The 10,228-nt window shown below is 36.0% G+C and carries 11 protein-coding genes and 2 rRNA genes; 3 read left to right on the top strand and 10 right to left on the bottom strand.

The genetic code is table 11. From position 1 onward, the window contains the following. Nucleotides 1-22 precede the first annotated feature (22 nt). Genes BM260_RS07630 through BM260_RS07645 form a run of 4 tightly spaced genes read right to left on the bottom strand, consistent with a single transcriptional unit; the run spans nucleotide 23 to nucleotide 2,619 of the window. Entirely contained in the window at nucleotides 23-727 is a 705-nt protein-coding gene (locus BM260_RS07630; protein ID WP_093536682.1) for a CBS domain-containing protein, read from the bottom strand. Between the two features lie 17 nt (nucleotides 728-744). Further along, a complete protein-coding gene (locus tag BM260_RS07635; protein ID WP_093536684.1) occupies nucleotides 745-1,527 on the bottom strand; it encodes an ABC transporter permease in 783 nt (260 codons plus the stop codon). Continuing rightward, nucleotides 1,520-2,425, bottom strand: a complete 906-nt coding sequence (locus BM260_RS07640) for an ABC transporter ATP-binding protein (RefSeq protein ID WP_093536686.1) — start codon at nucleotides 2,423-2,425, stop codon at nucleotides 1,520-1,522. Before BM260_RS07640 ends, BM260_RS07635 begins: the two co-directional genes overlap by 8 nt. After that, nucleotides 2,422-2,619 (bottom strand): PLD nuclease N-terminal domain-containing protein, encoded by a 198-nt coding sequence (locus BM260_RS07645; RefSeq protein ID WP_093536688.1) that lies wholly within the window; start codon nucleotides 2,617-2,619, stop codon nucleotides 2,422-2,424. Before BM260_RS07645 ends, BM260_RS07640 begins: the two co-directional genes overlap by 4 nt. Before the next feature lie 154 nt (nucleotides 2,620-2,773). Here BM260_RS07645 and BM260_RS07650 point away from each other — a divergent pair, with 154 nt between their 5' ends. Both BM260_RS07650 and BM260_RS07655 read left to right on the top strand, forming a co-directional pair. Next, nucleotides 2,774-3,346 carry a GNAT family N-acetyltransferase gene (locus BM260_RS07650; RefSeq protein ID WP_093536690.1) on the top strand — a complete coding sequence of 191 codons (573 nt, stop codon included), beginning with the start codon at nucleotides 2,774-2,776 and terminating at the stop codon, nucleotides 3,344-3,346. A 13-nt stretch (nucleotides 3,347-3,359) separates the two neighbouring features. Further along, on the top strand, nucleotides 3,360-4,262 hold the full coding sequence (locus BM260_RS07655) for an EamA family transporter (protein WP_093536692.1): 903 nt from the start codon (nucleotides 3,360-3,362) through the stop codon (nucleotides 4,260-4,262). A 14-nt stretch (nucleotides 4,263-4,276) separates the two neighbouring features. Here the strand turns inward: BM260_RS07655 and BM260_RS07660 are convergent, their stop codons facing one another. The 4 genes from BM260_RS07660 to BM260_RS07675 form a co-directional block, all read right to left on the bottom strand. Beyond that, entirely contained in the window at nucleotides 4,277-4,666 is a 390-nt protein-coding gene (locus BM260_RS07660) for a hypothetical protein (protein WP_093536694.1), read from the bottom strand. A 2-nt stretch (nucleotides 4,667-4,668) separates the two neighbouring features. Next, nucleotides 4,669-6,639, bottom strand: coding sequence for an MMPL family transporter (locus BM260_RS07665; RefSeq protein ID WP_093536696.1), 1,971 nt, complete (start codon nucleotides 6,637-6,639; stop codon nucleotides 4,669-4,671). Between the two features lie 74 nt (nucleotides 6,640-6,713). Then, nucleotides 6,714-8,093 carry a sensor histidine kinase gene (locus BM260_RS07670; RefSeq protein WP_245762665.1) on the bottom strand — a complete coding sequence of 460 codons (1,380 nt, stop codon included), beginning with the start codon at nucleotides 8,091-8,093 and terminating at the stop codon, nucleotides 6,714-6,716. Next, complete coding sequence (locus BM260_RS07675; RefSeq protein WP_093536698.1) at nucleotides 8,090-8,764, bottom strand: response regulator transcription factor; 675 nt, start codon at nucleotides 8,762-8,764, stop codon at nucleotides 8,090-8,092. The genes BM260_RS07670 and BM260_RS07675 overlap by 4 nt, the downstream gene beginning before the upstream one ends. A 373-nt stretch (nucleotides 8,765-9,137) precedes the next feature. On the opposite strand from BM260_RS07675, the gene BM260_RS07680 reads away from it, so the two are divergent. Beyond that, on the top strand, nucleotides 9,138-9,695 hold the full coding sequence (locus tag BM260_RS07680; protein WP_093536700.1) for a GNAT family N-acetyltransferase: 558 nt from the start codon (nucleotides 9,138-9,140) through the stop codon (nucleotides 9,693-9,695). Between the two features lie 208 nt (nucleotides 9,696-9,903). Here BM260_RS07680 and rrf read toward each other — a convergent pair. Further along, a 5S ribosomal RNA gene (gene rrf, locus BM260_RS07685) occupies nucleotides 9,904-10,019 on the bottom strand. A 118-nt stretch (nucleotides 10,020-10,137) separates the two neighbouring features. Continuing rightward, nucleotides 10,138-10,228: ribosomal RNA gene (locus BM260_RS07690) — 23S ribosomal RNA — on the bottom strand; the annotation flags it as partial.

A 10,228-nucleotide genomic window follows, 5' to 3' on the forward strand; every position in this document is an offset into this window, starting at 1 on the left:
AAAAAGACTACTTTTTTAAGAATTATTCTATTTTCAGTAGACTCATTGGAGTAATAATCCCGATCAATTTATTGCTTGCTTTTCCATCTTCTGTTATGAGCAGTGCTTCTAAGCGCCTCCCACGTGTAACAGAAGATTTAAATATATCTACTGCCTCAAAAACAGATGCTTTCGATTGTATAAATCGGTGATTATCTCTATTGCTTTCATGTGCCAGTATTTCTGATAACATTGTTCTCTTTCTTGAGAAGGAATCTGAATCCACTTTACTTGCCATCCACTTAGTTATGCCTACAGGGGTGATTAAACCTTTAAAAGTATTTCCCTTATATACTGGGAATTGATTGTACTTTTTATCTTTGATTACTTTTAGGGCATAGCTAAGTGAATCGGTCTCTTGAAAGATCGTCACATTTGTCTGGAACATTTGAGCTACTGTAATTGGCTTAGCTAATGCCCCTTCAATTTCCTCCATTTTTTTTACAACGTCATCATGAGGTTCAGCAATAGCGTATTCCAATGAGGTACGATGGTGTATAATGGCATTTCTTAAATCACCAAATTCTCGTAAATCTGCCTCATACCGTCTGATAATGGCGTTTTTCTTTTTAGCAAAATCAATTAATCTAAAAAATGCCATATGTTCATTCGTACCAAGAAGATCTTTCATCAATTGGTCTATTCGGTTGTAGGATACAATAAATTTATCAGAGTTACGAGCCACCATCTTAAATCACCTCATTTTTATATTTTTGCCTTTGATACATTTCTTTTTGTTATAAAAGCTGCTCCGACGATTAATAGTACAATTATCACCAATGTTACAATCAAACTCCAAATATAAGGTGTATTGTCTATACTGCTACTTAATATTTGTCCCGCATACATTGGTAACTTCCATGGTGAAATAGTCCAGTAAGTACCTAAGAGACCATCTACTAACGGTACAATTATGAGAAAGAAAATTGATGTAACAGAAGCAACTCCTGTAGAAAAAGCTGCACTGCTACAAATAACAATACTAATGGCAAACAACAACCAAATACTGTATGTTCCTAAGAACCCAATAAATGCTGCCGTCTCTACTGCTCCATATAAAATATAGGTGTAATAGAGATTTGCCAACAGACCTATACATGCGCTTCCTACTATTAAGATGCCCATAATAGCTAACTTACTAAACACGTATGCGTTATAAGAAATTGGTCTTACATATAACATTGTTGCTGTTCCGTTTTTGCGCTCCCTAGCAATGATACCGGCAAACCCAAATGCTATGATTAACATTCCGATAAACTGATATTGCCCTACAGTTGACATAACAATTTGTTCTGGGGTGTACTCGGGAAGCTGAAACACCATATCACTTGGCATATTCCCTACTGTATTTAAAATTTGTGGCAAATAATAGTAAGTCAAAGGTTCAGAAATACCAAACAGGATAAATACAAGCGGTATCCATAAAATTTTGAAATTCCGTACATTTTCACGCCACTCTTTTTGAAATAGTATTGAGAAGTTACTCATGTTTATTCACCACCTGCAAAAAGATTTCTTCTAAACTAGCCGATGCTCGCTCAACCTTCGATAAGCGTAAATTGCTATTAGCAAGTACCTGTAATACTTCATTCATTATCGGCTTCTTATCTTCCAGATGGACAAAGGCAACCTCATTTTCCTGTCTAGCAGGCCATGGGCTAATTTCGACAAATTTTGCTGCTTCTTCCGTATCAGCAAATAAGATTCTATACTGGGGATTTGCGTATTTGTCTCGCACTTCCTTTAAGGATCCTTGCTCAACTAATTCGCCTTTCCTTAAGAACAATAACTGGTCGGTCATTTCTTCGGCGTCATTTAAAATATGAGTTGAATATAAAATAGTCGTATGTTCTTGTAGTTCTTTCAGTAAATTCAAAACTTCACGTCTACCCATCGGATCTAATGCAGATACAGGTTCATCTAGCAAAAGCAAACCAGGTTTGTGAACGATTGCTTGCGCTAACCCAAGTCGTTGCTTCATGCCCCCAGAAAATGTTCCTACTTTCTTGTTTTTAGCATCTGCTAGACCAACAAAATCTAATGTTCTAACTGACTGAGATTTAATCATTTTCCCATCTATTCCACTTAACTTCGCTACCATCTCGATAAATTCAAGTGCTGTTAACCACGAATAGAACTGAGGATACTGAGGCAAGAAGCCAATTTCACTTCTAATATCTCCTTGTATGTCTCCATCAATAACTACCGATCCGCTAGTCTGTTTTAATAACCCCGCTAGTATAGACAGAGTGGTTGTTTTCCCAGCACCATTAGGACCAATCAAAGCCGTTGCAGTATTTTTATATAATGAAAAAGTAACTTGATTTACCGCTTTTTCTTTGCCATATTCCTTTGTTAGTGCCTGTACATGTAGAAATGTTTTCAATCATTTCGCCTCCCCAATATAAAATACACAACAGGACCAATAATATTAATAAAAACAATGATAAGTGCCCACATCCACTTTGGTCCATTGGTGCTCTTGACACGTACTAGATCGATTAATGCGACCACTACTAATAATAATTGAATTACTAGAACAGGTAAGATGAGGTTCCAAGGTATTGAATTCAAGTCCATTGCTATTCCTCCTTTTCTCTTTCTATTCTACTATATATAGAACAGAAAAGTTTCATTTATTTTTTAAATTTTCCTATTATTTATAATCCTAAGTTGTCAACAAGTCTATTTAGACAACTTATGGTATAATTACGAGTTGGAAGGTGAACATTAAATGGAAATATTAATCAGAAAAGCTTACAAAGAAGACGCAGCTGAGGCTATTCCTCTTATCATGGAGGCTATTGGAGACATCTCTATGCAGATGACTGGTGAAACAGAAGAAGTAGCCATTACCAAAGAATTTATACACCTATTTACACGGACTGATAATCGACATTCTTATTTAAATACGTATATTGCAGAACTGAATGGTCATGTCGCGGGAGTACTGGTATTTTATAATTCGGAACAGGCAATTAGCCTTGATGCAAATTTAGAAGCTTATCTTTCTAACAAAAAAGGTGCTGCTGTCACTATAGATCCGGAAACTGCCCCGGGAGAATGGTATATAGACACGGTTGTAGTTAATCCAGCCTACCGTGGTCATGGCATAGGCACGAAGTTATTGAGTTATGCTGAACATTTAGTTAAAAGTTCAGGTGGCGGCAAGCTAGCCTTGAATGTGGAGATGGAGAAAGATGCAGCAATTCGCTTGTATAATCGTCTAGGATTTGTTACCCTATGTCCTTGGACAATTATTGGTGAGCCTTTTCATCATATGGTGAAAACAGTAGTTGCAAATTAAAGGAGAATTTTTTATGAAATTATGGATTTACCCCCTAATGGTTGTGTTTGCTGCAAGCAGTTACGGGACATTATCAACTATGGTTAAACTAGCAATTGGAGATGGCTATACGGCTTCAGAAGCAATTTCTAGTCAATATATCGTTGGATTTCTTTTAGCATTATTAATATATCTGTTAACACAACGAAAACTGCCTCGTTTAAATGGAGGCTTTAAGATTATTTTATTGGCAGGTGTGTTTACCGCTACAACAGGAATTGTGTACGGGATGTCTCTCATATACTTACCTGCCTCTCTTGCAGTTGTTATGCTTTTCCAATTTACATGGATTGGAACACTAATCGATTGTATTATTAGAAAAAGACTTCCATCTAGAGCAGAAACTATTTCTCTTATTATCTTATTTATAGGAACTATTCTAGCTGCAGGAATACTAGATGTCGACTTAAGTGGAATTGACTGGAGAGGCTGGGTTTATGGTTTAGCTGCTGCCGTTTCTTTTTCCTTAAATATGAATGTCAACACAAAGCAAGTAGAAGGTATGAATACAACAACTCGTCTATTATTCGTCTCTTTTATCGCAATGATTATGATTGCCATCTTCCAAAGCCCGGAAATTATGTGGAATGGAAAACTGTTTACAGAACCACTATTGTTTTATGGACTAGCTCTTGGATTAATGGGTATCATCATCCCAATTTACTTCTTTGTAATTGCAGTTCCTAAAGTTGGCGGTGCGGTTTCTTCCATATTAAGTGCAATGGAGTTGCCAGTTGCTGTTATCGTATCAGTTATTGTGTTAAGTGAAGCTCTTTCTATATTACAAGTAGCAGGAATAGTGATCATTTTATTGGGAATGTGTATTCCATCATATGCCGATAATCGAAAAAACAAAAAGCTGAAGGTTAATATATAACCTCCAGCTTTTTTTTATTCTATTTCAATTGTAAAAGTCACGAGTACAAAGACTGCAAAGCTCAGCAATAAAGTAGATCCACCAATAATATACGCAACTAATGCAAACGTTTCGTTTATATTGAACGGTTGGATGAACTGTAGGTACATTCCTGCCGTTAAACCAATTGCCCCAATTATAGCTGACCACCCGTGAAACGCAACAAGCTTAGGAAACTTCACTTTGTATAATTTATAAAATAGTCCATACACAAACAATGATAACCATCCTACCAATAATATATGGGCATGAATTGGACGAAGTGCATATGATCCCGCACCTGCCATATGAGAACCAAGATACGCTCCCAATAATCCAAATAATGCTCCTGCTCGAACTAGTCGTATACCCCATCTTTTTTGCATATTCATTTCCCCCTATTTTTCGTTGTAATTGTTAATAACGCAGGTAATAATAACGGTCGAACGATAAACGTATCCAACAATACCCCAACTGCGACAGCGAAACCAAATAGTTTAAGCTCCATAACTGGCTGCGATATTAAAACAGCAAATGTAGCCGCGAGTATTAATCCTGCCGAAGAAATAACACCACCTGTTTTTTCTACCGCTTTCGCAATTGCATCAGGTTCGTCAAACTGTTTGCGTTCTTCTTTCAACCTACTCATCAACATAATCGAGTAATCTACACCTAGTGCTACTAAAAACACAAATGTGTAAAGTGGGATTCGATAACTAAAAGATGAATATCCGAGGAAGAGATCAAAAATCCATGTAGAGAATCCCAAAGCTGCTCCGAATGACAATAAAATGGAAAACATCATCAACAATGATGCCCGAATTGATCTAGTTTGGAAAGCAAGCATTAATCCGATCAATACCGTCATCAATCCCATTACGAGTAATGTATCTCTATTGTTAATATTCCGGATATCGACGTGTTTCACTGTCTCTCCACTTACTAAAACCTGTTGGTCTTCTAATTCACTTCTTATCTTTTCCACTTCATTCAAAGCTTCCTGGCTGTAAGGATTTGCTTTTAATATGATAGAAAACTGTGTGTATAAGTCACTTTCTGAAGTCGATGGCCGTATCTGACTTACAAGTGGTCTATCTTCTATTTTCTCCCGAATATCTGCAATCACTTTCTCATCCTTTGATTTTACAAGAATCGTTGTTGGTGCTATTTCTCCTTCTGAAAATGCATCCCCAAGTTTTGTAAAACCTTCTCTGGAAGATAACTCTACTGGGAAAGAAGCCAACAAATCGTATGAATAGATGATTGTTGTTGCATGCCATGCCCCAATCCCTAGCAGTAACAAAATCGGCACTGCTACTTTCCATGGTTTTTTCGTGCTAACATTTCCAGCATTTATCCAAATCTTCGTTGTTTTTTCTTTCTTTTTCGGCATTTTTACTACTGCAAACAAAGCCGGCAATAATGTTAGTCCAGCGATTAGCATAATAACTACGGCAATCGCAAACACTGGTGCAAAATTTCGATATGGTTCATATATGGCAAAAGCAAGTGTTGCAACTCCCGCTAAAATAGTACCACCACTGAAAAGAATGGTTTCTCTTGTCTTAGCAAGTGCTACCTTCATGTCCTGTTCTTCTTTATATCTCGCATATAGCAATAAGGAATAATCGGTTATCACGGCAAACAACAAGATCATCATAATTGACAGTGCCTGGCTTTCAATCGTAATAGATGTGAACTTACCAGTAAGACCAATAATTCTATCCACTACTCCATACACTATCCCTGCTCCAATTAAAGGGATAATAGCCAGGATGAATGAACGATAAATAATAATTAGCAGGATAAAAATAATCGCTACTGTAGCTAGGAGTAAAACTACATCTGCTTCTGAAAATAGCTCAATTGTATCGCTTGCGATTCCAGCCGGTCCAGTAAAATAAATATTAAAATCAGATGGGATAATGTGAGATACATTACTCTTTATTTCTTCTACTTTTTTATGAATCTCTTTGCTTTCTAATTCTCCTTCTAAGATTAAAGGCACAAAGAATGTTTTTTTATCTTCAGACACAAAAGAACCTCTTTGCTCCAAAGGAATTTTAGAAAACTTCGTTATACTTGTGTAATTTTGTTCCATTAATTCTAATACACTTTGGATTTCTTCCTCAGTATTAGCCTTGTATTTCTCGAAAACAATGATTAGAGGTATTCCTTCATTACTAGAAAAATTTTCTTTTATAACTTTATCTGCTTGAATCGACAAAGAAGTTTCTGGAAGTCCACTATTTTTTGATGTACTTGCTACTTCTTTACTGGAAGGAGCGAAGAACGAAAGTAATCCTAACACTATAAGCCAACTAACTATAATAACTAGCCAGTTCCGTTTATTTTTCATAACTGTACCTCCTATTGTATTTCCTTATAAGAGGTACTATACAAGTTGAAAGTGAACGGAAGATGAACAGATAATTACAGCTTGTTTAATTGGATAATTACTTTGGTTCCATGAGGTACAACACTTTCAAAAGAAAGAATACCTTCATGTGATTGTATAACTTCCTGAACAATCGCTAGCCCTAGTCCACTTCCCTCAATCTGAGTAGAACGAGCCTCATCCTCTCTATAAAATCTTTCAGTCCATTGGTTATATTTAGTATGCTTACTCCCACTTCCCGTGTCCTGAACAGTGACAGTTACAAATTCTTCTCTTTCTTCTAAAGCAATATGTATTTCCCCCGGAGAGTGATTATACTTTATAGCATTAGAAATAATATTTTCCCAAACATACTCAAGCATTTCACTATCACCGTATATAATTACAGGTCTTAACTTTATATTAATAGATATCTCTTTTTCATCCAGTAGCCACCTAAATTTTTGAATGACTTGTTTTAACTGAATATCTAGTGAAAAGAATTCTTTTTTTGTACGGCTGTGAGCTTGATCAAATGAAGTAAGAACTAGTAGCTGCTTCATAACATTTGAGAGCCGCTTGGATTCTTGTTGAATAATTGTAACGTACTTTAAATGATCAATCGGGTTTAGATCTCCCTCTTTTAATAAATGAGCATATCCTTGTATATTCAAAAGTGGTGTTTGAAAGTCATGGGATACTCTGGAGATGAATTCCTTTTTGTACCGATCAGTTGCATCCAGTTGCTTGGCCATATTTCGAACGCTATCTGCTAGTTGTCCTATTTCATCTCGCTGATATACCGGTAACTCTGCTTGGAAATCTTCATTAGCTATTTTATTTGTTGCTATCGTCAATTTAGTTAACGGCACAACCATTATTTTAGCCACTACCAACATCGCTATCACACTTAAAATAATCATTATCGCCACTAATCCACCTAATAACAGATGAATTTCATTGAATAAGAATTTAATATTCGGTCGTTGAAATAAAGCATAATTTTCCCCTCCGTAGGTAAACGAGACACCAACCGTATTAGTTAATTCATTTGAAAAATAACCTGTTATAAAAGTTTCTTTAGGAAACTCTCTCATACCATGATAAGTTTCCCCACTTAAAACACTTTCAACAATTGTCTGATCAATCTTCTGAACTCGAAATTCACCCCCGTAAGCTCTTTTAAACCCATTTTCGCCTACGACGTATAACTGATATCCCGTATTGCCTAATGAGTGGAGAAGAGGATCCAGCTCACTATTAGACATATTAATACTTTCAACAATTGATCTTGCAACTAATACATTTTTTTCATCATTTTTCTCCTTAAGATTGTGGTGGTAATACGTATTTACTACCATAAATCCCAACGTTCCACTAGCGATCATTATCAACAGGGTCATCCACACGAACTTACTATATAAAGTTTTCATCATATAGACTCTTCCAACTTATAACCCACGCCACGGATAGTAGTAATCTGTACAGACGTTTCTAGTTTAGTTAGTCGCTCTCTTACCCTTTTTATATGAACACTTAATGTTTGTTCATCTCCTTCAAAATCAATCCCCCATACTGTTTCTATTAACTGATCTCGAGTAAACACCTGGTTTGGTTTAGAAGCCAACTTAGATAGCAACTCAAACTCTTTTAATGGTAAAACTAAAATTTCCTCTCCCACTAGTACTTCAAAGCTTTTACGATTGATTAACATATTACCAAAGCGGATGTTCACATCGCTTGTTTTATCATACCTTCTTAAAATAGCGCGGATACGAAATAACAATTCCTTAGGTTCAAAAGGTTTTACTAAATAATCATCTGACCCAGCAATATATCCTTTTTCTTTATCTTCTAGTTTTCCTTTTGCTGTTAAAAGCAATACAGGAATATTGTATTGTTCTCGTATTAACCTGGTTAGTTGAAGGCCATCCATAACAGGCATCATGACGTCAATTATTGCGAGATCTGGAAGTTGACGTTCCAACATATGTAATCCCTCTGTTCCATTTACAGCTTTAATAACACGGTACCCAGATTGAGATAAATAAATCGAAATTAGTTCAAGTGTATGAATATCATCGTCTACTGCTAATATTACTGCCACTTTAACCCTCCTATATAAATGTAGTTACTACGTATTGTGTCTGTTTAATTGTAATACAGCAAGTAGTTAGTAGGGAAAATATAGAAGTACTTTAAAATAGACGTAAAAGCCGTTACCATTTTGCTTAGTAACGATTGCTTTTTACTGCCCATCGTACCCTACTCTGACAAGAGAGACCCCGGCTATTATTGGAGACAAAGCTTAACCTCCATTTCCCGGGCTACAAAAGCAGATAGACGGCAGATTTCTTCTATAGAGGAACTGACTGCTGATAACTTTTTGCGGGTATGTGTAAGGCAAAGGATTTTTATAGTAGAATGGGATGATGATACCTACTACTTTACTTCTGACTATAATTAATGGAGGGGATTAAATGAACATTGAGAAAATATATAGTGATTTACCTATCCTTGAAACAGAACGTCTTATTCTTAGAAAAGTCACAGAAGAAGATATTGAAGATATGTATTTGTACGGTTCAGATGAAGAAGTATCTAAGTATGTAACTTGGAATACTCATGAAACAATAGCGGATACAAAAGGTTTTGTTGAATTTGTATTGAATAAATATGAAAATAAGCAGGTGTCACCGTGGGGAATCGAATATAAGGAAAACGGAAAATTTATCGGAACTATTGATTTTGTTTGGTGGCAACCAAATCATAAAATTGCTGAAATCGGATATGTTATTTCTAAAGACTATTGGGGAAAAGGCCTAACTACTGAAGTAGCAAAGGAATTAGTAAAGTTTGGCTTTGAAGAAATGGATTTGGTTCGTGTTCAAGCAAGGTGTGATGTAGAAAATATTGCTTCAGCACGAGTAATGGAAAAAGCAGGAATGACTCTTGAAGGAATAATTAGAAAAGGTATATTTGTGAAAGGAGAACATCGAGATTTAAAAATGTACTCTATCTTAAAAGAAGAGTTTTAATGATCTCGCTGAAATTCCAGAATGTAGATATATTGCTAACTCACTTGGTGTGCATTTTTATTACAAACAGTATTGGTTCCCACATATTCCATGAACACTAGCTAAGATAAAAATTCATTCTATTGTTAAAGAATTTGAAAACACACTAAATCATAAATATGTAAAAAGAAGTCGTTACCGATTTTAATCGGTAACGACTTCTTTTAGTGCCCAGCGACGTCCTACTCTCACAGGGGGAAACCCCCAACTACCATCGGCGCTGAAGAGCTTAACTTCCGTGTTCGGTATGGGAACGGGTGTGACCTCTTCGCCATCATCACTAGACCATATTAACTTGAAAGACAATACTTAGTATAACACAACTAGAAAATAATTCAAGCTATTGTTATATTTTTTTTATTCTTTCAAAACTGGATAAACGACATTGTTACGTTAAACAAATTTGGTTAAGTCCTCGATCGATTAGTATTCGTCAGCTGCACGTGTCGCCACGCTTCCACCCCGAACCTATCTACCTCATCGTCTTTGAGGGA

The sequence above is a fragment of the Psychrobacillus psychrotolerans genome (genome assembly GCF_900115805.1).
GTDB classification, from domain to species: Bacteria; Bacillota; Bacilli; order Bacillales_A; family Planococcaceae; genus Psychrobacillus; species Psychrobacillus psychrotolerans.

Coding starts and splice junctions, on each gene's coding strand:
- BM260_RS07630 (WP_093536682.1), bottom strand. CDS start 727: ATGGTGGCTCGTAACTCTGATAAATTTATTGTATCCTACAACCGAATA.
- BM260_RS07635 (WP_093536684.1), bottom strand. CDS start 1,527: ATGAGTAACTTCTCAATACTATTTCAAAAAGAGTGGCGTGAAAATGTA.
- BM260_RS07645 (WP_093536688.1), bottom strand. CDS start 2,619: ATGGACTTGAATTCAATACCTTGGAACCTCATCTTACCTGTTCTAGTA.
- BM260_RS07650 (WP_093536690.1), top strand. CDS start 2,774: ATGGAAATATTAATCAGAAAAGCTTACAAAGAAGACGCAGCTGAGGCT.
- BM260_RS07655 (WP_093536692.1), top strand. CDS start 3,360: ATGAAATTATGGATTTACCCCCTAATGGTTGTGTTTGCTGCAAGCAGT.
- BM260_RS07660 (WP_093536694.1), bottom strand. CDS start 4,666: ATGCAAAAAAGATGGGGTATACGACTAGTTCGAGCAGGAGCATTATTT.
- BM260_RS07665 (WP_093536696.1), bottom strand. CDS start 6,639: ATGAAAAATAAACGGAACTGGCTAGTTATTATAGTTAGTTGGCTTATA.
- BM260_RS07670 (WP_245762665.1), bottom strand. CDS start 8,093: ATGATGAAAACTTTATATAGTAAGTTCGTGTGGATGACCCTGTTGATA.
- BM260_RS07680 (WP_093536700.1), top strand. CDS start 9,138: ATGAACATTGAGAAAATATATAGTGATTTACCTATCCTTGAAACAGAA.